The following is a 24552-nucleotide window of genomic DNA, read 5'->3' as shown; positions in this document are numbered from 1 at the left end:
CGACATAAAATACCTGTCGCTCTGAAGATGGGCGTGAGGTGTGTCTCGAATTGAGTACGCGTCGCTCAGCGCTGATCCCGGTAGACGACAACGTCTTGACCAGCTCGACGAACGGTGACGGCGACGTCTCCATCGAGGTGTCTGCTCGTCGAACGAATCGTGGTTTCGAGCTGGACGAGCTGGTCGGTATCTGGATCGCTATCTGAGAGATATCGACACCGACGAGCGAGTGCTGCTAGCTGCTCGCTGATGGCCGCATTCTCGACTGTTTCACTCGCGTCCACGAGTCGGCGACTCGCGCGCCGGAGGGGCTCACCACTCATACTATCTTCCTCGATGATATCAAATATAATATTTCGGATTCTCGGTTTATAGACGACGGCTCCTGGCTTGCTTCGGGTCACTCTGTTTCTGGCCGCGCGTCGATTCACCCATTCCAGACATCCCCCAAGGGATGATCATCGATTGATTGTGGCTGGCGTTGCGTTGATTCGGTGTCTGTGACGGCCGCTTGTGGATCGAACGCTGGAAGGGTCGGCGTTGTCATGCGGTCGATTTGTGCCTTAAACCACGGCGGCACGTCGTGGCGTGCGCGTTCGAACAGATCGAGGAGGCTGGAATCGGCGAGGTAGGTTGCGCCATAGTCCTGCGGTGATCGGACCACGCGGCCACAGGCTTGGATGACCGTTCGAAGCGCGCTCCGGTAGTACCAACCCCACAGTCCTTCTTTCAATCGTTGGGCGACCCGTGAATCGCGCGTGTTCGGGAATGGGGCTTTACAGAGCACCTGCCAGCGCGCGAGATCATCTTTCAGATCGAGTGCTTCCTCCATTTTCACGGAGAGAAACACCGTCGAATCGTCGCGTTTCCACGATGAGAGGACGGCGTCGCGGTTCTGTCGGTCGTGGGTACGGACACGGGAATCGACTCCGGATTCAGAGAGCAGATCGGCGAGCCGTTCCTGAATCGTATACGAGTGACAGTGAACGATACCTTTCTCGTCTGGATGGTGACTCATGAGACGAACGAGGAGTCGGGCGACCTTCGGAAGCGTCTCATCACGCTGTTCGTAGGTCATCTTACCCTGTGTCACGTCGTACAATGGACGATTTTCGACCGGGAACGTGTGCTCGACATCGACGAGCGCTACGCGGTCCGGATCGAGTCCCGTCCCACGACAGAAGGCATCTTTGTTCAGAATGGTCGCAGAGAGGAGCGCGAACGTCGAAGCACGATCCCAGACCGTATGCGTGAGATATCGTTCGGGATTCATCGGCTTGATCGTCACTGGTGATTTTGCACCACCGTGCTGATCTGTGACCCACGTGGTTGCGCTCTCCGCGTCGCGGGCATCGGTGACGAACCACGTGAGATCCCGAACGAGTTCGCTCAACCGATCGCGCACGGCGGTTTCCTCCGCACTGATCTCAGGCTCGCGTTGTAGTTCGTGTCGACGACGATCACAGACTGAAGCGAGCGTCTCCGCATACTCGGCAGCGTCTTCCACGTCCGCGATTTTCGGTGCTGGCGTTCGCTCCCAGACGGGAACCGTCTTGGGACCAAGTTCGATGGTGGCGTACATCTCTGCCCACTCGGTGAGTCCGTGTGCCTCGTCGATGACGACAACATCGCGCTGACCAAACACCTCCGAGCCGGCAGTTTGCATGAAGTACGCGAGTGTCATTGCAGCGATCTGACGACTCGCCGCGAGGTCCCGATCTGAGAAATACGGACAACGGTGTCTGACGGGACAATCGAACCCGGTCTCACGAGCACACGGGGCGCGATCGACGGGCGTCGTCGTCTCACCGGGAAGAATACACGAGTAGTTGCTTTTTCCATTGATCACACTCAGATCTTCGAGAAGTGGATCACTAGCGACATCGTCCAGCTGTGAAACTTGCGGTGTGGTGTAGTAGGCACCAGTCGGTTGTTCCGGACGTGCTTCACCCGGACGACGAGCGCAGCCAGCAATTGCACGAGAGAGAAGCGACTTTCCACTCCCTGTTGGAGCACGCACGAGCACGATGTCGTTACCAGCCTCGAAGGCTGCTCGAATGTCAGAGAGGGCCTGTTCCTGTGCGCCGCGATACGTGGCGGCCGGGAATTCGTTCTCGATGCGCGTTGGATTCACAGTCGATGAGCTCCGTTCGTTTTACTCCAATTTCGAAGAGACACGCTCTGGCGTGTGCGATATTGCTCCCTCGAAGAGAGGACCGACTCCGAGGTGCGTCTATGGTCGCTGATTGTTCTCCATCGGTATAAAAATCCAGTGTGATACGGCACCTCATCTCTGGATAATGAACAATGCAAATCCGCTTACAACTGTGTGATATTTCATATCATATAATTTATTTATTATCGGATAGTGGGCTACCGGATCTGTCGTACAAAATGGCAGTACACAGCACAATTCACGATGGAAAGATTCGGAGCACGCAGTGGGATTTATGCAAAGCGGAACCATGGCTCAGGCATGCGCATACTCGTCACGGGTGCGACTGGTTTTGTCGGCAGTCATCTCATTCCAGCGTTGCTTGAGGCGGGACACGACGTCGTTGCACTTGTCCGCAATCGAGACCGATACAGCGGTCCCGCAAGCGTCACAGTAAAGCAGGGTGATCTGCTCGAACCGGGAAGCTTCGAGCATGCCCTTTCCGGAGTTGATGCGGGGTATTATCTCGTTCACTCTATGCATTCGGGCCCCTCGTTCGAGGAACGTGATCGTCGAGCAGCGCGCAACTTCGCCCGTGCGGCAAGCGAGTCGGATATCGAGCGTGTCATCTATCTCGGTGGACTTGGCGCGAATGGCGATCGGCTGTCGAGACACCTCCGCTCGCGTCGAGAAGTCGAGCGTATCCTCGACTCGGGCACGTACGATCTGACGACACTCCGGGCAGCGATCATCATTGGTAGTGGGAGCATGAGCTACGAACTCATCCGGCAGCTTACAGAACGGTTTCCGATCATGGTTGTTTCGACGTGGATTCAGACGCCATGTCAGCCGATCTCCATTGATGACGCTGTCGAATATCTTACGAGAGTGCTTTCGGTGCCGGAAACCGCAGACGACACGTTCGAGATCGGTGGTCCGGACGTACTGACATACCGTGAGATTGTCATGCGGATTGCGCGCGCTACCAGTGGACGACAACCGCTCGTTGTTACGGTTCCGATTCACTCGCTGCGTCTGTCTACTTACTGGGTGGATATGGTGACGGATATCCCGTCCAGTGTTGCGAAACCACTGCTCTGTGGAGTGAGAACGCCGGTCGTGGTAACAGATACCCGCATCAGATCGCTCATCCCAACTGAACTAACGCCGTTTGAAGAGGCGGTGATACAAACACTCGATAGGAGCTATACGCGCGCGAGTAGTGAAACATGACACGAGACGAAATTGAGTTCGGTGAGACGTGGGTCTACGAAAGCATCGTTGCCGCGCTCCCCGGCATTGATGTTCCGACACCGCTTGCGCTCGTCATCCAAATCGGATTTTTCGAGGTGAGTATCGTGCTGGCAGCGTGGTATTACGATCTCTGGTCGGCGGTGACCGTTGGCACTGCAGCCGTCTTCGTCGCTGCTGTTGGTAGTATCGAAATGCTCCGGATCTCCACGCTCGTTCGCGGACAATCCATCCCTGAAACCTATCGACGACTCCTGTTCGGTTCGAGCATAGAGGTCGTGCTTGGCGTTCTCTCGTTCATCGCGGTCATAACCTACCTGTTCGTCTTCGATAACGAGCGTCTCATCGAGCAGTTCATGGGTCCCGAACCGCCCATCATCGTCGTTTATCTGATGCTCCTTATCCTCTGGGACGTTTGCTATCGAATTGGAACTGGTTGGTGGACTTCCGTAACAGCGCTGTGGCGCTCGTATCACTACCGCGGTCAGTTCGACAGACCGACGACACGGGCTCTCCGTCGGGCCGATGTCGAGAATATTTCGTTTGGTGTTCTCCAGCTCGTTTTGCTACCGTTTTTTCCGGACCAGTCGGTACTTGCAACTGTTCTCATCGCGCATGTGGCGGCAGTCGGAACGGTGACGAGCGTGTCGATTCTTCTGCTCACACGACGTTTGGCGGAACTTGAGGACGCTATTTCGACTTGATTTGTTTGAACTGATCGATCAGTGCATCGGTGGAGTCACCGGAGTCATACGTGAGTGTTCCACGGTACTTCACCCGTTCGTCGTCGAAATCCGCATCGACGGTACCGTTTTTCGCTTCACGACGTTCGTACTCGTCCTCGTCAAAGGCACCCATTGACATGGTATGAATAATCCTTACGAATTCAAGCTTATCAATGTAACGGTGATTCCGATTAAATGTGAATTCTGTTAATGTCTATCTAAAATATATCCTAATCAAACATGTTCTGTTCGTATAGTTGCCGTGATTTGTATTCATCTATATTTTGGGTGAGATGAGCGTCGAGAACGGAATTGATACAATCGTTCGGCTACAACCGAGCGTTGTGGCGGGTCCGCTGCGGTTTCGATTGTCGTTCGATTCTTGGTCTCTGAGACGTGTTCGGCGCGATCTTCTCGAACCCCTCGAATCATCTCTCGGTGCAACCCTTGGCCAGACGCGCAACGGCGTTCCAGGAGCGTTCGAGGGATGTCGATTCGATATGAACAACGGTGATTTTGCGTTGTTCGCGTGGCGAACCGACGAGGGAAAACCTCACGTAGCGTACTGGCTCGGGAACACGAAGACACCAGAAGCACTCTGGCGCACAGACAAGGTCGGATTCGAGACAGCCCCCACGGAACTCGTACAATGGGCCCACCGTGAACTCCTCGCGGACTTATACGAACAGGACCCGTGGCTCGAAGCGTATCAACATCTCAGCTGGTTTTTCCTCCCCGTCTTTCACTCGAAAGACGGACGAGACAGCACACGGGCGTTCTTCCAAGAGCACGCTGCTGGCTTTCCCGACGCTGGACACGATGAGGCGTTGCGCTTCTACAACGATTTCCTTCGAACCGGCGTGCTCGATTCAAACCGTGAGACAATGGCAGGAAAAGTTGGAACAAGTTCGCAGATTGACCTCGTTCGAATGAGCGCAGCGATGAGCGAGTTCACTGTTGCGAAGCTCCTCCACGAGTCGGGGTACGCATTCGTCCCTGAGATCGAACTCGACAGCGGCTACGCGCTTGATTTTCGAGTTGATCTCGCCAACGCAGATCCGGTCCTCGTCGAAGTTACCCGCCCTCGCCCACCGACGCGACGGGTAGTAGATACGCCTACCGCTGCACTCAAACAGACAGCAGCAGCCAAAACCGACAACCAACTCGATGCGCACCCCAACGCGCTGTTGCTCGTCGATTGTTCTTCTTTCCGTGATGATGAGTGGAACGCTATCAAAGGCGAACAACCACGCGTTGCACACAATCCCGCGATCGTCTTCCGGGCACGACCAAACGGATCAGTCGAAGGCTACGCTGTCGGTACTCCGCCGATCGATCTCGGCGGATCGATTCGGTGGGTGTGAGACGTGGTGCCTCCGATAAGTGTGAGATGCAGCAATTTCTACTCTACTGGGGCGACCCAATCGCTGCTCCTATAATTTGATCGTGTCCGGTGGTATTACTCGTGGCTCTGGTGCGGCGTTTGCGATTGCGTAGTCACCAACGCTTTCTTCGTCAGGAAGTAGGATGGTTCCACCAACCAGTAGCGGTGCAACGACACCAGCTGCGATTGTCTCTGGCTCACGGAGTGGTGTTCGGATGGCGACAACGTCGTCCTCTGTGAGTCCCCATGCGCCGACGATCGACCGAGCAGCATTGAGTATCTCAGCGTGTGTGTACGTCCTTTTGCTCTTAGTAGATCGGAGCACTGCCTGATCTGGTCCAGTACTACCTGGTGGCTTCGTCGGATTCTCGCTCCACACGCCCTGCTCGAAGTACTCAACGCTCGGATCGTTAGACGGACCACCGTAGACAATCCGTTGCCCCCCCATCGGGAGATCGTACTCGTACTCATCGTCATCGTCATTCTCATCTTCATCCTCATCCTCGCTCTCGGACACACGCTCGCCTTCGCATTTGTCCGCGTTGGTCTCTGTTATCGCTTGAGCGGGAGTTATTAGAACTCGTGCATCGGTTTTCCGTGGTGGATCGATCTGTGTAATCCCGCCAAGCAGCGCTGTTCCGAGGAATACGAGGATTGGTTGTGGCTGTGGATCCTCGGCGAGTGCGATTGTCGACCCATCGCGCACCCCGAAATGACGGAGGAAATTACCGACCTTCCACGCGGTTGTACAGAAACGCCGGTAGTCGTATTCGTGTCCCGTAGCAGACGCGAGGAGTGCTGACGCGTCGCTTCGCCGGTCGCGTGCGAGGAGATCACCGAGGACGTTCATACTACTACTCCACTGCTTTGTGAGGTGTGACCTAAGCGCCGTCGATACACTACTCAATTTTCACGTCGTGCCCACTACAATCGGCGGACACGGCTCACAGCGAATTTTTAATCTTCTCGAAGAAGCCTTCACTCACGTCGATCTCTTCGCCACCAGCCTCAGCGAACGCTTTCAGCGATTCGCGCTGCTCTTCGTTCAAGCTCTCGGGCGTGACGACCTGCACGTACACGTAGAGATCACCGGACCCGCGCCGTCGTAGGCGCGGCATTCCCTTCCCTTGGAGTCGGAACGTCTCACCGCTTTGGGTCCCTTTGGGAATGTCGAACGTCGCAGCGCCGTCGACCGTTGGCACTTCGAGTTCGTCTCCGAAGACAGCCTGTGGGAACGAGATCGGGAGTCGATAGATGAGATCGTCTCCCTCGCGCTCGAAATCAGCATGCGATTCGACGGTTATCTCGACCAGAAGGTCGCCGTTCGGGCCGCCGTTCTCGCCCGGAGCACCCTCTCGCTCCAATCGGAGCGTCTGCCCGCTACTGATACCGGCAGGGATATCGACCATGAGCGTCGCCTCGTTCATCACCTGACCGTCGCCGTGGCACGCCGAACAACTCGTACTGTAGATGGTCCCCGAACCCTCACACTCTGGGCACGCCATCGTCTGCTGCACACGACCGAGCGGAGTCTGTTGAACCCGTGTCTGTTGTCCACTGCCGTTACAGCCTGAGCACGTCTGTGCGTCGGCATCAGGTGGATGTCCCTTTCCATTGCAGTCAGAACAGCGCTCGGGACGATTGATCGTCATCTGTTTCTCGGTGCCGTGGTATGCGTCTTCTAACTCGATTGTGAGTCTGGTTTGGAGATCACGTCCCTGTCGTGTGGCGTTCCCCTGGCGTTGTCTCCCGCCGAAGAACTGCTCGAAGATGTCGTTCATATCGCCGAATGGGCCACCATTTCCTCCAAAGCCGCCGAACGGGTCGCCACCGGCACCACCGCCACCAAAGCCACCCCGCTTTTCGGCTTCTTCGAAACGATCGTGTCCCAGTTGGTCGTACGCTTGACGCGCCTCATCATCGGTGAGGACCTCCTTTGCCTTCTTAGCCTGCTTGAACTTTTCTTCGGCGTTCGGGTCGTCGCTTACGTCCGGGTGGTACTTTGATGCTTTTTCCCGATACGCCGATTTAATTTCATCCTCCGATGCATCACGAGAGACGCCAAGCACGTCATAAAAGTCCTCGCTCATTCTCTAAGAGCTATTGGCCGTTGAGCTACTTGAAAAGAACGGCTTCCGATCAGTATGGAAAATTTACAAAAACAACGTTCAGGGAATAGTTTTGTGCAATGAGTACCCATGTCACAATATGGCAACTGACAGTTCTGAGTACGTTCGTGTCGCTGACCGATCTGCTCTCGAAGAAGCAAAGAGCATGGTCGTCAATCCTGGCCACGCGATCGCGCTGTTTCACCACGAAGACGAAGTGTACGCCGTCGACAATCGGTGTCCGCACATGGGATTTCCGCTGACACAGGGCACAGTCGAGGATGGGATTCTCACGTGTCATTGGCACCACGCGCGCTTTGAGCTTTCCGAGGGCGATACGTTCGACATCTGGGCAGACGACGTACAGACATTCCCGGTCGAGTTGCGTGATGATGGCGTGTATCTCGATCCCGACCCGGAGAGTACTGTTTCCGTAGAAACGCACTGGCGTAATCGACTCGCGGACGGTCTCCAGGAGAATCTGCGCCTCGTCATGGCGAAGGCGGTTCTTGGACTCGAAGCCGCAGATGAGGGATTCTATACGCCGTTGGAAACGGGCGTGAACTTCGGGACGAAATACCGGAATATGGGTTGGGGACCGGGGCTAACGATTCTCGGTGCAATGGCGAACCTGCACGGTGATCTCGCAGTCTCCGAGAAAAAACGCGCGCTCTACACCGGCGTTCGGTACGTTGCAGACGATTGTGCGGGTGAGCCGCCGCGATTCAGTCAGTATCAGTTCGAGAATCGATCGCTCGGGAAAGAGCGTCTCAAGACGTGGTTCCGCGAAACTTGCGAGGTACGAGATGCGGATGGAGCAGAGCGGTGCCTTCTCACTGCGGTCGAGAATCTCTCACCAGCCGATGTCGCTGAGGTGATGATCGCTGCCGTCACCGATCACCTCTACATGGACACCGGTCACACGCTTGATTTCATCAACAAGGCCTTCGAGACCATCGACCATCTCGGATGGGAGCACGCTGGCCCGATCCTCGCCTCGACCGTTCCACAGATCACGAACGCAAGCCGGAGCGAAGAGCGCTCAGCGTGGCGTCAACCCATCGACGTCGCACAGCTCTGCTTCGATGCCCACGATCGTCTGCCAGATCTCGTCGCAGCAGGTGAGGGAAAAACGTGGGAGCGTCCAGACGAATTCGTTGCGGAGCTCCTCGTCGACGATCCCCACGCAGTTATGGAGACACTCACAGATGCCATCCGCGCGGGTGCGACGAGCGAACAGTTGGCGAGCGCGGTTACCGCAGCAGCAGTGCGACGGACGACCCGCTTTTCCACTAGCAACGAATTTTCCGACTGGAACACCGTCCACCACACGTTCTCGTATGCGAACGCTGTCCACGGTATGGCCCGCCGAACCGACGCTATCGAAGTCTATCGTGGCTGTCTCGATGCCGCAATGAGCGTCTACCTCGATCGCTTTCTGAACACGCCACCGGCACCGATCCCCGAACCAGACGCAGGGGATCGAGCACCTGCCGACATCCGAGACGAACTGTTGGAAGCGTTCGACGAACAGGGGTACGTGAATGAGGCTGCCGGATTGGTGAACGAACACTTCGACGCTGGTGGCGATCCTGCGGATCTAAAACAGACATTGGGAGAGGGTCTCCTCCGTGAGGATGCAAATTTCCACACGCTCCAAAACGTCGAGGCTGCGTTCCGGCAGTTCGATTGCACAGCACACGAGTCCGATCAGCGAATGGCCCTCGTTGCGACAGCACGCTATATGTCGGCCCATTTCCCGACACGGCGCGAAGCAGAACAAACCTACACGATCGCAGAACGACTCCATCGCGGCGAGACGATCCACGAAGCCTGAGGACGGGATTATCTGAGTAGTGACTCCCCTGTCATCGCATCGGGTGTCTCGATTCCCATGACCGTTAAAATCGTCGGCGCGATGTCAGCGAGCGTTCCGTTGTCGCGGACTGCGTGGTTGCTGTCGCTCTCGACTGGTGACGAGACGAATGGGACCGGGTTCAGCGTGTGTGCGGTGTGTGGATCATCGACTGTCCCCATGTCATCAGCGTTGCCGTGATCAGCGGTGAGGAACACGTGCGCGCCGGCGGTGTGGCAGGCTTCGACGAGCCGTTCTAGCTGTTCGTCCACGGCTTCGACGGCTTCGATAGCAGCCGCGTAGTCACCGGTGTGACCGACCATATCCGGATTCGCGTAGTTGAGCACGAGTAACGAGGGATCGTCGCGTTCGATGACCTCGATAGCGGCATCCGTCACCTCGAGCGCGCTCATTTCTGGCTGTTGGTCGTACGTTGGAACGTCGGGACTATCGACGATCGTTCTGATCTCTCCTTCGAACTCGACCTCACGTCCGCCATTGAGGAAGTACGTGACGTGAGCATACTTCTCTGATTCTGCGATCCGAAGCTGTGTCCGACTGCTTGCTGCGACGCGTTCACCGAGCGTATCGTGTGGCTCGTTCGGCGGAAAGGCGACCGGCAGATCGAACGTGGCGTCGTACTCGGTCATCGTCACCACGTGCGCTGTCGGTGGATTGGTCTCAAACGGCCAGTCGGGACGGATGTCGGCCAACAGTCGGATCAGTTGGCGCGCTCGATCCGCCCGAAAGTTGAAGAAGACGACCGCGTCGTCGTCTGTCAGTTGGGTGTCCTCGCGTTCGACGAGCGTCGGCTCAATATACTCGTCCGTTTCGCCGCGTTCGTATGCGCGCTCGACACTCTCGACGGCACTCGGAGCAGTGTACTCCGCCTCGCGGTGAACGATGGCGTCGTAGGCGCGTTTCGTCCGCTCCCAGTTCTCGTCCCGATCCATCGCGTAGTAGCGCCCCGACACCGTGGCGACGTGGCCTGTTCCAACGTCGTCGGTGACTGCCTGAAGCTCGCGTAGATAGGTCGACCCGCTCTTTGGAGGCGTATCGCGTCCGTCCGTGAACGCGTGTGTGACTGCTGGGACTCCATGCTCGGCAACACACTCGATCAGTGCGTGGAGATGCGACTGTGCAGAGTGGACCCCGCCGTCACTGACCAGTCCCATGAAATGAACGTGTCCATCGTGTGTCGCGGCGTACTCGATCGCGCTCAAAAGCGCCTCGTTCTCGACAACAGTTCCGTCATCGATCGCATCCGAGATGCGCGTCGAACTCTGCTGTACGATCCGACCCGCACCGATCGTGAGGTGGCCGACTTCGCTGTTCCCCATCTGTCCCTCGGGGAGCCCGACGGCCCTCCCGTGCGTTTCGAGCGTGCCGACCGCACCCTCGTCCTGAATTCGGTCGAAATTCGGCGTTCGAGCGGCTGCAACCGCGTCACGTTCGCCCGAACCGAGCCCCCACCCATCGAGAATGACGAGCGCCGCGTCCATACACGAATGCTCGCCACCACCGGGTAACTAGCCTTCGCTTTGGTAGACTCTGTCTGTTCGCTAAACGATGATCGCTCGTATCCGCGCCTGAACGGCCGGCTTTCAGATGCGGCGTCTGACTGAGTGACGTTCGCGGTGGCTTTTTGTTTCTCGCAAGTGACGACAGCGCCATGACGCTCGACCCAGTTCACTTTAAGGGAATCACGCAGCTCGCCGGTCGCATCAAGCGAAATGTCGATGCGAGCGATCATCGGGACTTCGCCGCGACCGTCTGGGACGAGTGGCTCGATCCGTTGCGAAACGATGGTGAAATTGTCGTCGAGCCGGTCGACGAGCAACATCGGCGAATGGTGACAATTGAGGACATTGCCCTCTCTGACGACCAGTTTCCGACCCGCCACGGCGTTGATTCCGGAACGATCAACCCAACGACGTTCAAGAACGGGCTCGTGCTCGATGTGGCACAAGCAGCAATGAGCGCAGTGCCTTCGGATCTCGAACTCCATCGGTCGCGGACCGTCGTCATGACGGTCCATTCGAACGACGCGACAGTCGACTTCCACGACGATTGGCAGATGCGAGACGAGGGCTACACGCGCGAGCGCGTCCTCCATGCTCCTCGTGTGAGTCGCTATGAATCCGCTGTTGTCCACGAGCTTGCGCTGTATCTCGCCGAAAGCGAGCACGCCTGCACGCAAGCAGAGGTCGTCGAGGACCTGCTGATTCTAGATGGGCCGATCTATCCCAAGGGTCTGTTGAACTGGTCGTACCGGGAACCGGAGCTTGCGGATCTTCTCGTCGAGAACGAACGCCCACGAGACGTTGTGGAAAACTACATCGAGCTTGTCGAGAACTTCGCAAAGCGCGACGTTCCGCTCGTCGGGTTCGTCAAGACACCACTCTCACGGTCGATCACGCGAACGGTTCGTCAAGCGCGAGGAAACGCTCCATGGGTGAATGACGCCGCGTTTTTCTCACAGGTGCTCGGCCGCTCCGAACAGTCCGAGGACTCCGACGGAAGCGACCGAAATCGTGATACGCTGACATTCACGAACTGGTTCGTCTCTCGTGGTGGATCTGACCGCGCGATCTCGACGCTCGACGACGCATTCGATCTCGAACGTGAACTCAGTCCAGAGGAGTACGAGGTTACCTTCTGTGTGATGCACGATCCCCGCGATGATGTCATCTACCGGATCGAAGCCCCTGCTGTCTTTACACACGATGCCGACCGACGCGAGAAAATCATCACACAAGTACTGAAGGGCGTCGCCATCGAACGAGGGCCGCCGCTCGCAATCGAAAAAGCCGACAGCTTAGCACGGATCAGCAAACACGAAACACAGGCGCTTCAGGACTCGCTTGCAGAAACGCTCGACTCAGAGCGGGATATGAACTACGACACAAAACGAAGCGAACAGTGGGGACTGGACTAGCAACACAAAATCAGGGCGAAATCTCCGTGCTGTTTTCGACGCTCAAATCACGATTGAGGAGAATTTATCCGGCCTGCCCCGGTACCGAATCTATGCTACACGTTGTCGGTCGTGCTGGTGGGACTGCACTTACCGCGATCATCTACGAACGTGGTGAGGATGCGCCATCCTTTCGAGGCGCACCCGACGAAGACGCCCCCTATGTGCTACTCTGCGATGAATTCTACGAGGTCGAAAGCGGTGGGTCGACGTTCGAAATCAACGAAACAACGATACGCATCGCATTCGAGACACCCATCCCTCGTGGATTCGAAACAAAAGATCAAGCGCTCTCTGGCGCAAAAGATCACATCCGAACACAGTTCGCCCGGATTGGTGTTTCGGAGGTCGACGTCGAATTCGAAACGGAGAAAAGACAGGCGTAGCTGCGCGAATAATTCACGTTTTGTTTGGAGTGATTTCGTGTTCGCAACCGGAAAAACGTATTTTAAGCATTCGGATGGAACTGGGACATATGCCTGATATTGGGGATTTCACTGGATTTCAACAAGATGATACCGAGAATGGAAACACGAATAACACCACTCAAACTGGTACCGATAGTACAGACACCACTTCCGATGCGGACGATTTCGATCGGATGGACGTCTCACTCGTCGGGAGCGACCAAGGGATCGGCATTCTCTCGGCGTCGGAAGGGCTACGCATCGACGAGGAAGTCGATAATACGAGCCTCCATGCGTACATCACCGTCGAGAATCGACGGTCGGTCCGCATCGGCACGTATTTGATCGCATCGTATCCTGATGGTGAGCGATTGTTCGCGCGCATTACGGCACTCGAATACGCACAGGAGTTTCGTTCAGACGATGCGAACGAGATTCACGCGCGCCGCGCGATGCGCTCTCAAGGGATCGACGAGCACGACTACAAGTTCATTGCCACGCTCGAACCCGTCGCAGTGTTGTACGAAGAGGGTGGCGAGCTAAAGCGCCGAATGACAGACCGCGTACCAGTCCCTGAGACGATTGTTCGGTCTGCGACGGACACCGAGGAGATCAAGACGGGACTGAAAATACCTGATGACGGGATCTTTCTCGGTCATCTTGCAGTTGGCGGCCAGAGGGTGAAGACGGCTGCTCAGCCACCGACCATCGATTACCGGCTGAAAGACGACTACGATGCGGGTGATCCGCTCGTGTTCCGCCATACGCTCATCGCCGGAGGTACCGGCTCCGGGAAAACACACGGCGCAAAGAACATTCTCCGCCAGTATCTCGGTCGCCGGTACGAAATGGACGACGGTCGGTCGCCCCAGATGGCGGTCGTTCAGTTCGATCCACAAGACGAGTACGCACAGATGCATGACGACAACGCGGACCTTGATGCCGATACTGCTCGGCAGTACGAGCGTGAGGGGATCGCGCATGGAGGACACGACGACACCATCGCGTTCGTCCCGAACGTCGGAAACGCAAGCTACGCGGCGAATCACCACCGGGCCGAACAGGTCGAGTTTACCATCCCGTTCTCGATGGTCAAAGACAACAAGTGGCTCGTTGCGCGCGGCGGATTGAACGACAATCAGTACAACGCGATCACTGAGCTGCTCGATCGATTCTTCCGGCAGTACGGTGATGCTGGGACCTACAAGGATTTTCGCTCCTTCCTCAGTCCCGGGTTGCGCGAGGAACTTTCTGAAAGCGGTCAGATCCACGAGGCCACGTTCAACGCGGTTCTCCGGCGTACTGGCGGCTTTTCAGATCTCTTCGACCAAGACGCCACACCCGTCACCGACTTGATTCACGAGCTCGTCCGTCCGGGTGGACTGACGGTTGTCCCGACGTACCACCTCAACAGCTCACGAAACAAGGAGACGATCGTGCTCGCGCTGTCGAGTCTCCTCGTCGATCAGAAGCTTTCGAACGATCCGAAGTACGAGCGTATCGAAGAAACGCCGCTCATCGTGGGTATGGACGAGGCGCACAATTTCCTCACCGACGCCGAGAGCGCACAAGCGCGAAAGGTCATCGGGAAGTTCACAGAAGCCGCAAAACAGGGCCGTAAGGAACGACTCGGGCTCTTTCTCATCACGCAGGATCCACAGGATATTGCTGATCCTGTCTTCAAGCAGGTGAACACGACGGTTGTCCTCAATCTCGGCGACGAAGATGCCATCCAATCCGTCAACATTCCTTCGACGCTCGAATCGAAAGTCCCGTACATGGAAAAAGGACAGATGGTCGTCTATTCGCCTGACAATTCAGAGCCAGTCGAGATCATTGGACTGTCTAACTGCGTAACGCGGCACGGAAGAGAGTAATTGCTCGACAGATGGGCGCGATTATTTGCGTGAGCTTTGTGTTCAGATAGCAGCGACAAAGAAATGGCTGAGATAGCGTGTATTTTCTGTTAGTGAATTCATGTGTAACTAAAACAACTGATGATTCTCCCGGTTGTTTATTGCCCTAACGATCGATACGCATATTATGGCAATCGCACGCCACGGTACTGGGGCGTTGGCAACGCTCCGCGCTCTCGCTTCACAGGTGCATCCAGTATTCATGTTACCTGCAGTTGCCGCGAGCGTGTTTGGTTCGATCCTTGCTCGGGAGGTCACACTTACCCTCGCGGTGCTCCACGCCGTTGTCGTCTTCTGTGAACTCTACACCGCGCATATCAAAGACGGCTACGTCGATTTTTACGTTCGTGATGAGGATGACGATCACCCGTTAACTGCCCACGGTTGCCACATTGCTCTCATCGGTGCATCGGCGCTCGTTTTTTCGGGATTGGCGCTCATCTTCCTCGCTGTCGGCCCAGTCGCTGCGCTTCTTACACTTCCCGGGTGGCTCATCGCCTACTTCCACGCTCCACAACTCGATTCGAATCCTATGACGACCACGATGGGCTATCCACTCGGTATCGCCTTCACCCTCGTGAGCGGCTACTACGTGCAAGCAGGATCACTTTCGACGACCGTGGTCGCGTTCGGCGTGGTGTTCCTCGTGATTCTCTCAGGGATCAAAGTCATCGACGACGCGAAAGATTACCAGTACGACCGTTCCATCGACAAACGAACCGCTGCAGTCGCTCTTGGCCGTGACCGTGCACGACAGAGCGCCTTTGCGCTCATGACCGTCGGTCTCGCTGTTGTCGTCGTATTGGCTGTGCTAGGGGTCTTTCCGACCAGCAGCATCGTCGCTGTCGTCGCGTTCGCTGCTATCGCTACCGTCACCAGACGAATGGATGCAAAACACACGACAATGATTCTGATCCGCGGCTCGTACGTCTTCCTTGCACTGCTCGTCGCAGCAGTCTGGTTCCGTCCGTTGACGTAGATCGTATTGGAGAACGAGTCGGCGGTTACCGCTCGCGGACAACGACGAACTCCGCGAGATCGCGGAGGTATTCGAGCGCTTGTTGATTCTCGTTTTGACTTTGGTTTTGACTTTGGTTTTGGTTTTGGTTGCTCCCTGCGTCGGCTGTTGCGAGTGCGTCGAGGGCAGCGTCAGCCTGTTCGCGCGCGCGTTGGTTCGCCTCTTCGGGTGAGAGTTCGGCGATTTGGACGATCGAGGGGCGTTCCATCGCTGCGTCCTGTCCGGTTGGTTTTCCCAGCGCTTCCGTTTCGGCGGTGGCATCGAGTACGTCGTCGCGTATTTGGAAGGCAACTCCGACCCGTTCTGCGTATCGGCCGAACGCTTCGACGGTGTAGGGGTCAGCGGCCGCGGCTATGGCTCCGAGCTCAGCAGCGGCACGAAACAGTGCGCCGGTTTTCCGGCGGGCGAGTACCATATACTCTGCTTCTGTTTCGGGACGGGCAACGAGTTCCGTCGCCTCTCCCTCTCCGAGCTCGACCATTGCCTCTGCGACAACCTGCATGGCCCGTTCGTCGCTTGAAAAGAGGAAGAACGCCTCACCGAGCAACCCATCGCTTGCGATGATCGCTGGTCCGTAGCCGAATTCGGCCCACGCGCTTGCGACGCCTCGCCGGAGATCTGCCTCATCGATGATGTCGTCGATGACGAGCGAGGCGTTGTGGACGAGTTCGACCCCGACCGCAAAATCGAGTGCATCCTCGACCGTTCCTCCGGCGGCTTCGCAGGCGAGAACAGTTACGGTGGGTCGGACACGCTTGCCCCCCGCCAAAGAAACGTGTCGTACCTCCGAAGCGAGTTCGCTTGGAGCCACGCCGTCGAGCACCGTTTCCAACCGTTCCTCGACGCGGTCTCGGCGGGTTTGCAGATACTCCATCGTATCGATACTTGGTGTGGTGTGGTTTGTAGGTGACGAATGGAATGGCAGCCTAGTGAATCTGTGATTACGCGTGCATACGAAAACAAGGGCCATAGTGCTATCACGCCGCTGCATCACGCGTTTTATGATTCTTCGCGCTTCTCATTCGATCGATGGCAGCGCCGAGGTCGGTAGAACCAGCTGATCTTTCTCCCCTCGCGTGGCGTCTGCTCCGCGTCGCCGCAGACTACGAGCAGCGCACCGTCGAGCGCGAGATAGACGACATTCTCCAAGCACACATCTCGATGCTCGAAAACGGCTCTCGTGCGCTTTCACCGTCCCGCTGCAACACCCTTTTCGCACTGTACTCAGCTGAGCTGACGGAAGAGCAGATCAGAGCGATCGCCGAAAATTTCTGAGATTATCGATCACGTTCTATACTAATAAATGATCAATATTCCGTAACTGTTAAATATGTATACCTAAATGAGTGCGTGTATCAATGATACATAGATGGATAACGGGTGTTCGCGGTCGAGTCATGGTGTTTGGTATCGCACTCCTCGGTGCGCTGATGATTGGGGTGCTGCCAACACCAGATGGATTACCAGCACGGGGTCAATACGCGCTGGCGACCATGTTCTTCGCGGGTGTACTGTGGGTGTCTGGCGTGCTCCCACTTGCCGTAACGGCATTATCAATTCCTATTCTTCTGACTGGCTTCGGCGTGTACGCAAACATTGATGAAGCGCTCGCAGGATTTGCTGACCACATCATCTTCCTGTTCATCGCCGGTTTCATGCTGGCGAATGCGCTCCAGAAATACGATATCGACCGACGGATCGCGCTGTATATGATGGCGACGATGGGGACTTCTCCTCGACGGCTGGTTCTCGCCGTGATGCTCGCAACCGCGATCCTCTCGATGTGGGTCTCGAATACTGCGACAGCGGCGATGATGACTCCAATTGCTCTCGGTGTGCTCGCACAGATCATCGGTCGGGAAGAGATCGCGTCGGGGGCTGACAGTCCAAGCGCAGACGTAGACTCCGATGTCGCTACGGATGGTGGACTCGCAGAAGCTGGAGATGGATTCACGAACATTCAGATTTCCATGCTCCTCGGCACTGCGTACGCAGCGAGCGTCGGTGGGGTCGGTACACTCATCGGAACGCCACCGAACGCTATTCTCGCATCGCAGCTCAACGCGATCCTTAACTACGAGATCGGTTTCAGCGAGTGGCTCCTCATCGGTCTGCCAATCGTTATTGTAACACTCCCGATCGTGTGGTATCTCCTTACCTATCTTCTCTATCCACCGCAGGTGGACACCGTTGAGGACGCGCGCAAACAAGCCCGAACGTACCTGCGTGAGGAGGGCGAACTCAGCACTCGCGGTCGGCGTGTCGTCTATATCTTTACGGCAACCGCGTTACTGTGGGTGGTCGGCGGATTCGATCGATTCATCGAGCCGTATTTACCCGCGGTGTGGGCACGGACGATCTTCGGCGGCGAGGGAATGACGATCTTCGGCGTCAGTGGTCACGAAGGACTTCTCTACTACGTGATGGTTGGCTTGTACGCCATCCCCGCGCTCGTCCTCGCGGACACAATGGAGTGGGAGGAACTCGCCGATATTGACTGGGGTGTGATTCTCCTATTCGGTGGTGGGATCGCGCTTGCAGACGCGCTTGCGGACACCGGTGCGACGAAGTGGATCGCCGAGACCATCTTTGGTGGACTGACTGGTGCGCCAATCGTCCTCGTCGTGGGCGCAGTTGTGTTGCTGGTCATTTTCCTCACTGAAATGACATCGAACACAGCGACCGCGACGATCATCATACCTGTGCTCATCAGTATCGGAGGCGCATTCGCTGCCACGCTCGGTTTATCGGATGTGGCCGCTGGGATTTTCCTTGCGGTCAGTGGGGCGGTGGCTGCGAGCTTTGCGTTCGCGCTCCCCGTTGCAACGCCACCGAACGCTATCGTCTTCGGCAGCGGCTACCTCGAACAGCGACACATGATGCGAGCTGGCATCATTCTCAACGTCATCATGACGATCATCCTCACTGGACTGATCTGGGCGTTGTTCAAATTCGTCTGGCCAGTCGTCCTCTGGTGAAGAATAAAGACGGTAGCTGCGTTACTCGAACGCTTCGATGAGTTGCGGAACGACATCGAAGAGATCATCGACGATGGCGTAGTCGGCGAGATCCATGATCGGCGCGTTTGAATCGGTGTTGATTGCGACAATCGTATCAGATCCTTTCATCCCAGCGACGTGCTGGACTGCTCCTGAAATTCCGATCGCAAGATACACGTCCGGTGTCACGACTTTCCCCGACTGGCCAACCTGTCGGTTTTTCGGCAGCCAGCCGTTGTCGACGATCGGCCGTGAGGAAGAAAGCGTGGCGTCGGTCGCTTCGACAAGATCTTTGATAAGCGGAAGATTGTCTTCCTCTTCGATACCACGTCCGATCGAGACGAGGAAGTTCGCCTCGGAGATGTCGACATCGCCGCCTGCGACTTCCTCGAAGCCGGTTACAGTCGATTTGACGGCGCTTTCGTCGATGTCGGCGTCGAAGCTGCGGACCTCGGCATCGCCCTGTCCCTCTCCTTCGGTGATTTCCCATTCGGCCGGGCGGATGCTCACTGCGGCGGTATCAGCATCGACAGTAACGGTCGTCTCTACCTTCGAGCCGTACATTTCGCGTGCTACTTCCAGCGTTCCATCAGCACGCGAGAGCGAGATAGCGTCGGTGACGAGGGGAACGTCGAGACGACCGGCGATGGCGGGTGCGTAATCGAGTCCGTTGACGGAGTTCGGGAGCAACAGCGCGTCGGGTTCGACTTCGGCATAGAGCTGCTCTGTGATCTGCGTGTACGTGTCGTGGTTGAACTCCTCTCCCGCTGCGACTGTGAAGATGGTGTCGACACTCTCTCTGTTCAGCTCTGATGCGAAGGTATCGACGTCGCCACCGATAACAGCGAGATGGAGATCGCCGCCCTGATCGTCCGCGAGCTGTCGGCCAGCAGTGATAAGCTCGAAGCTCACATCACGGAGTTCTCCTTGTCGGTGCTCGGTGATGGCGAGTACATCGCCGCTCATCCTTCGACCACCCCTTTATCTCGTAGGAGATCAGCGAGTTGTGTGGCGCTCTCTTCGGGATTCCCGTCGAAAACGACGGCCTCGCCCTCGCTTTCGGGTTCGTACATCGCAGTGCGACTGACGGGTGTTTCGAGAACATCTTCGCCCAGTCCAAGATCAGAGAGCGTACTCACGTCGAGTGGCTTTCTCTGTGCCTGCCGAATGCCCCGGAGACTGGCGTACCGCGGTTCGTTGATTCCTGTCTGGATCGTCAGAACAGCTGGTATCTCAATGTCTGTCAGTTCCTCGATACCACCTTCGAGTTCACGTCGGACGTGGGCAACTCCGTCATCACGATCGAGATCGAGCGCGTTGACAACCGCACCCCATTCGAAGCCGATCGTTTCGGCGAGTGCGACACCAGTCGCACCGAAACTGTCGTCGTTGGCTTGGACGCCAGTCAGTACAAGGTCTGGGTCCTCTTCCTCGACGATTGACGCGAGAATATCGGCTTTCGTACCGATGTCGATCATCTCTGCCGACGCGAGATCGTCGTCCCAGACGCGAATAGCACGGTCGACACCCTTTGCGAGTGCCATGCGAATGGTTTCTTCGGACCGCTCAGGACCGATCGTAACAGAAACGACCTCGCAGTCCCCGCTCTCTTTGATCTGGACGGCCTCTTCAATGGCGTACTCGTCCCATTCGTTGAGGTCGTATTCCAGATAGCGTTCATCGATATCGAGACCGTCGATTTCAAATTCATCTTCGGCCTCGGCCACCTCCTTGACGGTGACGAGTATCTTCATAGACACCCAGTACTCCCTTCCGTTTCGTGTTAAACGTTTAGGAACTATTTTGATCGTTCTCGCCGTGGTTAGAGAGACTGATTAGGTTCTCGCGCCCGATGCGGAGCTTCTCGATGCGACCATCCTCATCCATTGCTGACAGTAGTTGTGAGACTTTTGCATTCGACCAATCCGTCTCTCGAACGATATTCGCCTGCTTCATCCGCCCACCGCGTTCCTCCAGCAACCGTTCGACTCGCTCCTCATCGCTCAGTAGCTCGACATCAATTCCGTTCTCACCGGACGCGGAATCGTCGTCAGTGTCGGTGTCTGTACTGGCGACATCGGTGTCTGTATCAGCTTCGGTGCTGTCGCTTTGATCGATATCACTGTCTGGAGTGGGTGATGGTTCGTACGCGTTCGTACTGCGCATCCCCACGCCTCCATCGGTCGTCACGCGCCGCAACAATCCGTCACGCCGTGAGAACGCAAAAACACCGACCGAGATGATCGCAACGAGTGCAATGATCATCGATAGTCCAATAACAGGGTTGGACAGAATATCGAATTCGAACGGTCCGTTTGGTGATGGCGTCGACTGGGGAATTCGATAATCGGCGTACGTGATGGCAAAGTCTCCTTGAGTAAACGACCGAGGGCCGGACCAGACGATATACCTATTTTCAATCTTCTGTTGAGAGTCAATAAGTTGATACCCTTCTGGCCCACGGATAGCGAGCGATTGGTTCGATCCCAGTACCGATAACCATGTTCCTTGAGCCGTCCTGAAGGAATCATTCGTTTTGAGAATAATTCCTTCTTCCGTTACGGTTCGGTTTGCGAAGTTCAACCACGTGAATTCGAGAACGTACTTTCCGGCATCTTCTTCGATGTATGCAGTTCTACTAACACTCTCGTTATCGATAACCATCGATCGATTCGTTTCGTCGTCCGATGCCGCGGCTGCTTGGCGAAACACATCGATGGTTTCTCCTTCAAAACCCCCTGCCCTAAAATCCTCCTTTGTTTGATTGAATCCCGCTGTGTCGTTTGCATCTCGAAGCGGGATGACCGTCTCGACAGAGATATTGGCGTCTCCATCCGACTGGAGTTGGATTTCGATTACTGTCTCCGACCCGTTCACGACAGAAGACGATGTAGCATCGACCGGAGCAGTGCTTCCGTGGACGGTAAAGAGGACACAGACCGCTATGAGGAGGGCAAGGATAACCCCGGTCCGCATACCATCTTGTGATTGCTCCGGTAGGAAAACACTTACTGTCGGTCTTTCCTGAGTGTGCCACACTGACAAATGCAGTGAACAGTGCTGAAACCCCACTCTGGGGGTGTCTGTGGGAAATATTCGAGACAATCGGAGACACAAACAGTGTGTTAACACTGATCAACTATGTCTCATGAGGTTTTTGTTCCAGCCTATTCTACACCTTCCTAATGCGCTCTCCGCACCTTCTCCTCGCGTGTGCGCTCGTTCTTGCCCCCATCGCGGGCGTTCCCTTATCGGCGACTGAGACAAACACCCCAACGGCGTCGGGGTCCGGGACAGTCTCGCCGGGGACGATCAAACGTCCGATCAACAATTCGGTATCACATCTGGCAATTAATTCGACCCAGATCAACGAAACTGGGATAGAGACTGTTACGCTTGATGTTAGTGGAGCGGTTGCCTTCGACGGAAGCAATTACAACCGGAGACACCGTATCAAATCGTTTGATGCTACCCTCAAAAACGCCTCTGACCGTCAAGAAGTTATCAACAGCGCATTGGATCAGGCTGAAAATCAAACTGTCGAACTGCAAACACGCCAGAAGGAAGCTATCAAGAATTACAATGACGGCACACTGTCGGCACAGGCGTTTCTTCGTGAACTCGCGGCAATCTCTGCCGAAGCATATCAAATCCGTGTGTTCGCCGAGTACATTCTTCGTACGCCACAGCAGAGTGAAAGTGCAAATCGGGCACAACAACTTAAGATGGAACTCACCCCGCTTATTGGATTTGTCCGACCCATTGCTCAGTCTACCTTAAACGGTGATCCTAGTTCCCCAAAGCAGTTTTTTGTTCGAACATCTGATCGAGGTGTCGTCCTTGCAACGATCCATGATGGGCAGTATATTCGAGAAGCATATCTCTCTGATGCCAAAGCAGGACCAAACACCACTGGCTCCATTAGCAAGGATAAGGCAAATAAAATCATCAACGAATCGTATCCATCTATTGACGCAGATGACACAGCATTATTACCGGGAATGAGTCACTATGTATTCCGTGGACGTGGTGGAGGATTCATGTCTATGGTTGATCATTCATCGGAGAATATCTTCTCTGAACATCAGAAAATATTAATCAGCGACAAACACACCGTACGCGGCCCACAGAACACAAGCGGCCCATTTACCCTTGAGACCAACACTACCTACACCGGCGGCTATATGATCGTCCGCGTGAACGATCCGGAAACGGATGCGGAACCCAACGGCACCATCACCGTCGATGGAGAGACAGTCGGTACCACCGAAGACGGCGAACTGCACATGCTCCAGCCACCCAACGGGTCCACGATCAACGCGACCGTTGACGGCGAAACGGTCTCCGTGACTGTTGGAAAGCCCATGGGACCGCCAAAATCGGGACTATCGGTTCGTGAGGAAGGACAGAATAAATGGCAACAACTGGGGAACATACTCTTCTGACCCGTCCTTAGTGATGCCGGTAACGCGGGGAAACGGGATCTTCATCGATTGACACTGAATTTTATATAGCATCGAGAGACCAGACCGTCGCGTGTCGGACCGTGCCGTCTCACCCGTCGTTGCAACCGTCTTACTCATCGTCATCACGCTCGTTGCGGCGGGGACGGTTGGTCTCACTGTCTTCGACGTCTCACTGGATGAACCAACACGAGCGACGTTCACAGCTAACGCCGACAGTACGACCCAGACGATCACGCTCACGCACCGTGGCGGTGCGGCGCTTGATCCGTCTTCACTCCGACTCCGTATCGCTGTTGACGGTGAGCCGATCGCTCATCAACCACCGGTGCCATTTTTCGCCGCCAAGGGTTTCATGAGTGGACCGACTGGCCCGTTCAACAGCGCCTACACCGGTCAATGGGTTGGTGGACAATCAGCGAGCGTCCGGCTTGCGAGTACGAACACGCAGTTTCAGGCCGGGGCGGTGCTCTCGATCCAGTTGTATACGGGCGACCAAGCACTGGCGACACTCGAAATACGAGCACATTAGATCGACCAGAACCAATCGAAACGCCGGCTCAAGGCGCTGTTTTGGGCGTTCGCTCTACGCACTCTGGGAGGTAAGCGAGCGTGGTAATCGCAATCTCGGGGCTGTGTGGTGGTCCCATGAGATGGTGTTCGAACTCAGAGAAACCAGCTTCCTTGAACATTCGGTCGGCTTCGGTCTCGTCGTAAAAGAGCATCATCGCATCGGCGAACTTCTGGAACAGCGTCCGCTTCGGATAGTTGGGACCGACGATGAGCACTTTCCCGTCTGGCTTTGCGACCCGACGACATTCACGGAGTGTATCGACCGGATTTGGCCAATACTCGATCGAGCCGGACGACCAGACCACATCGAACGTATCGTCCTCGAACGGGAGCCGTTCAGCGTCACTGCGATAGAACTGGACGGGTCCCTGCGTCCCGAACTTGTCCCACGCTTTTTCGAGCTGATGGATGCTCTGATCAATGCCGTGAAGATTCTCGGTGTGTTCGAGCAGCCCTTCGGTCGCAAATCCCGTCCCACAGCCGACATCGAGCACCCGATCGTCGGATTCGATTCCAACCAGTTCGATGGCCTCAGTGCGCATCTCTTCGGTCCAGATGAATGCGTTTACCTCGTCGTACACCTTCGAGAGATACTTGTAGAAAACACGCGCACGAGCCTTGTCTTCGAGGAATCCCATTGGATGTGATTGGCGCCACTGTGGCATAATACTGCGGATTGATGGTCTGGATGACCAATGGTCGACCTCACCACTCAAATCGA

The 24552-nt window shown here is 56.0% G+C and carries 23 protein-coding genes; 12 read left to right on the top strand and 11 right to left on the bottom strand.

All coding sequences use genetic code 11. From position 1 onward, the window contains the following. Positions 1 to 65: 65 nt before the first annotated feature. Together MW898_RS15595 and MW898_RS15590 are read right to left on the bottom strand one after the other, a co-directional pair. Complete coding sequence (locus MW898_RS15595) at positions 66 to 323, bottom strand: DUF7553 family protein (RefSeq protein ID WP_248908688.1); 258 nt, start codon at positions 321 to 323, stop codon at positions 66 to 68. A 104-nt stretch (positions 324 to 427) separates the two neighbouring features. Continuing rightward, on the bottom strand, positions 428 to 2134 hold the full coding sequence (locus tag MW898_RS15590; RefSeq protein ID WP_248908687.1) for a helicase C-terminal domain-containing protein: 1707 nt from the start codon (positions 2132 to 2134) through the stop codon (positions 428 to 430). Positions 2135 to 2476: 342 nt separating this feature from the next. On the opposite strand from MW898_RS15590, the gene MW898_RS15585 reads away from it, so the two are divergent. After that, entirely contained in the window at positions 2477 to 3388 is a 912-nt protein-coding gene (locus MW898_RS15585) for an NAD(P)H-binding protein (RefSeq protein ID WP_248908686.1), read from the top strand. Continuing rightward, entirely contained in the window at positions 3385 to 4110 is a 726-nt protein-coding gene (locus MW898_RS15580; protein WP_248908685.1) for a DUF7530 family protein, read from the top strand. Before MW898_RS15585 ends, MW898_RS15580 begins: the two co-directional genes overlap by 4 nt. Here the strand turns inward: MW898_RS15580 and MW898_RS15575 are convergent. Then, positions 4097 to 4270 carry a DUF5786 family protein gene (locus MW898_RS15575; protein ID WP_248908684.1) on the bottom strand — a complete coding sequence of 58 codons (174 nt, stop codon included), beginning with the start codon at positions 4268 to 4270 and terminating at the stop codon, positions 4097 to 4099. The two genes, MW898_RS15580 and MW898_RS15575, sit on opposite strands and share 14 nt — an antisense overlap. A 205-nt stretch (positions 4271 to 4475) precedes the next feature. Between MW898_RS15575 and MW898_RS15570 the strand changes: the two genes are divergently transcribed. Next, a complete protein-coding gene (locus MW898_RS15570; RefSeq protein ID WP_248909785.1) occupies positions 4476 to 5495 on the top strand; it encodes a DUF5784 family protein in 1020 nt (339 codons plus the stop codon). Between the two features lie 69 nt (positions 5496 to 5564). Here the strand turns inward: MW898_RS15570 and MW898_RS15565 are convergent, their stop codons facing one another. After that, positions 5565 to 6365 (bottom strand): acyl-CoA synthetase family protein, encoded by an 801-nt coding sequence (locus MW898_RS15565; protein ID WP_248908683.1) that lies wholly within the window; start codon positions 6363 to 6365, stop codon positions 5565 to 5567. A 94-nt stretch (positions 6366 to 6459) separates the two neighbouring features. After that, the gene (gene dnaJ, locus MW898_RS15560) at positions 6460 to 7605 is read right to left on the bottom strand and encodes a molecular chaperone DnaJ (protein WP_248908682.1); all 1146 of its coding nucleotides are present in this window, start codon (positions 7603 to 7605) and stop codon (positions 6460 to 6462) included. 118 nt (positions 7606 to 7723) lie between these two features. On the opposite strand from dnaJ, the gene MW898_RS15555 reads away from it, so the two are divergent. Then, complete coding sequence (locus MW898_RS15555; RefSeq protein WP_248908681.1) at positions 7724 to 9460, top strand: Rieske (2Fe-2S) protein; 1737 nt, start codon at positions 7724 to 7726, stop codon at positions 9458 to 9460. Positions 9461 to 9468: 8 nt separating this feature from the next. On the opposite strand, the gene gpmI is transcribed toward MW898_RS15555, so the two are convergent. Beyond that, positions 9469 to 10980, bottom strand: a complete 1512-nt coding sequence (gene gpmI, locus MW898_RS15550) for a 2,3-bisphosphoglycerate-independent phosphoglycerate mutase (protein WP_248908680.1) — start codon at positions 10978 to 10980, stop codon at positions 9469 to 9471. A gap of 170 nt (positions 10981 to 11150) precedes the next feature. Here gpmI and MW898_RS15545 point away from each other — a divergent pair, with 170 nt between their 5' ends. From MW898_RS15545 to MW898_RS15530, 4 genes are all read left to right on the top strand, one after another. After that, positions 11151 to 12416, top strand: coding sequence for a DNA double-strand break repair nuclease NurA (locus tag MW898_RS15545; protein WP_248908679.1), 1266 nt, complete (start codon positions 11151 to 11153; stop codon positions 12414 to 12416). Between the two features lie 92 nt (positions 12417 to 12508). Next, on the top strand, positions 12509 to 12841 hold the full coding sequence (locus tag MW898_RS15540; protein WP_248908678.1) for a DUF7113 family protein: 333 nt from the start codon (positions 12509 to 12511) through the stop codon (positions 12839 to 12841). A gap of 89 nt (positions 12842 to 12930) precedes the next feature. Then, the gene (locus tag MW898_RS15535) at positions 12931 to 14739 is read left to right on the top strand and encodes an ATP-binding protein (RefSeq protein ID WP_248908677.1); all 1809 of its coding nucleotides are present in this window, start codon (positions 12931 to 12933) and stop codon (positions 14737 to 14739) included. A gap of 166 nt (positions 14740 to 14905) precedes the next feature. Continuing rightward, positions 14906 to 15757, top strand: coding sequence for a UbiA family prenyltransferase (locus tag MW898_RS15530; RefSeq protein WP_248908676.1), 852 nt, complete (start codon positions 14906 to 14908; stop codon positions 15755 to 15757). Positions 15758 to 15782: 25 nt separating this feature from the next. Here the strand turns inward: MW898_RS15530 and MW898_RS15525 are convergent, their stop codons facing one another. Then, positions 15783 to 16670, bottom strand: a complete 888-nt coding sequence (locus MW898_RS15525; protein ID WP_248908675.1) for a polyprenyl synthetase family protein — start codon at positions 16668 to 16670, stop codon at positions 15783 to 15785. Positions 16671 to 16825: 155 nt separating this feature from the next. Here MW898_RS15525 and MW898_RS15520 point away from each other — a divergent pair, with 155 nt between their 5' ends. Next, positions 16826 to 17071 carry a DUF8599 family protein gene (locus tag MW898_RS15520; RefSeq protein WP_248908674.1) on the top strand — a complete coding sequence of 82 codons (246 nt, stop codon included), beginning with the start codon at positions 16826 to 16828 and terminating at the stop codon, positions 17069 to 17071. Positions 17072 to 17154: 83 nt separating this feature from the next. Further along, positions 17155 to 18774 (top strand): SLC13 family permease, encoded by a 1620-nt coding sequence (locus MW898_RS15515; RefSeq protein WP_368409094.1) that lies wholly within the window; start codon positions 17155 to 17157, stop codon positions 18772 to 18774. Positions 18775 to 18795: 21 nt separating this feature from the next. On the opposite strand, the gene MW898_RS15510 is transcribed toward MW898_RS15515, so the two are convergent. Genes MW898_RS15510 through MW898_RS15500 form a run of 3 tightly spaced genes read right to left on the bottom strand, consistent with a single transcriptional unit; the run spans position 18796 to position 21771 of the window. Further along, positions 18796 to 19761 carry an electron transfer flavoprotein subunit alpha/FixB family protein gene (locus MW898_RS15510; RefSeq protein ID WP_248908672.1) on the bottom strand — a complete coding sequence of 322 codons (966 nt, stop codon included), beginning with the start codon at positions 19759 to 19761 and terminating at the stop codon, positions 18796 to 18798. Beyond that, complete coding sequence (locus MW898_RS15505; RefSeq protein ID WP_248908671.1) at positions 19758 to 20549, bottom strand: electron transfer flavoprotein subunit beta/FixA family protein; 792 nt, start codon at positions 20547 to 20549, stop codon at positions 19758 to 19760. Before MW898_RS15505 ends, MW898_RS15510 begins: the two co-directional genes overlap by 4 nt. Before the next feature lie 37 nt (positions 20550 to 20586). Beyond that, positions 20587 to 21771, bottom strand: a complete 1185-nt coding sequence (locus tag MW898_RS15500; RefSeq protein ID WP_248908670.1) for a helix-turn-helix transcriptional regulator — start codon at positions 21769 to 21771, stop codon at positions 20587 to 20589. A gap of 209 nt (positions 21772 to 21980) precedes the next feature. Between MW898_RS15500 and MW898_RS15495 the strand changes: the two genes are divergently transcribed. After that, positions 21981 to 23240, top strand: coding sequence for a DUF7096 domain-containing protein (locus MW898_RS15495; protein WP_248908669.1), 1260 nt, complete (start codon positions 21981 to 21983; stop codon positions 23238 to 23240). A 91-nt stretch (positions 23241 to 23331) separates the two neighbouring features. After that, positions 23332 to 23790: an archaellin/type IV pilin N-terminal domain-containing protein gene (locus tag MW898_RS15490; RefSeq protein WP_248908668.1), complete on the top strand. Its 459-nt coding sequence runs from the start codon at positions 23332 to 23334 to the stop codon at positions 23788 to 23790. Between the two features lie 28 nt (positions 23791 to 23818). Here MW898_RS15490 and MW898_RS15485 read toward each other — a convergent pair whose 3' ends face one another. Then, positions 23819 to 24469, bottom strand: a complete 651-nt coding sequence (locus tag MW898_RS15485) for a methyltransferase domain-containing protein (RefSeq protein WP_248908667.1) — start codon at positions 24467 to 24469, stop codon at positions 23819 to 23821. Between the last annotated feature and the right edge of the window lie 83 nt (positions 24470 to 24552).

The organism is Halocatena marina, from assembly GCF_023276375.1.
Classification (GTDB): Archaea; Halobacteriota; Halobacteria; order Halobacteriales; family Haloarculaceae; genus Halocatena; species Halocatena marina.
Note: the sequence above shows the minus strand (reverse complement) of the source record. Positions and strands in the feature narration are given on the sequence as shown.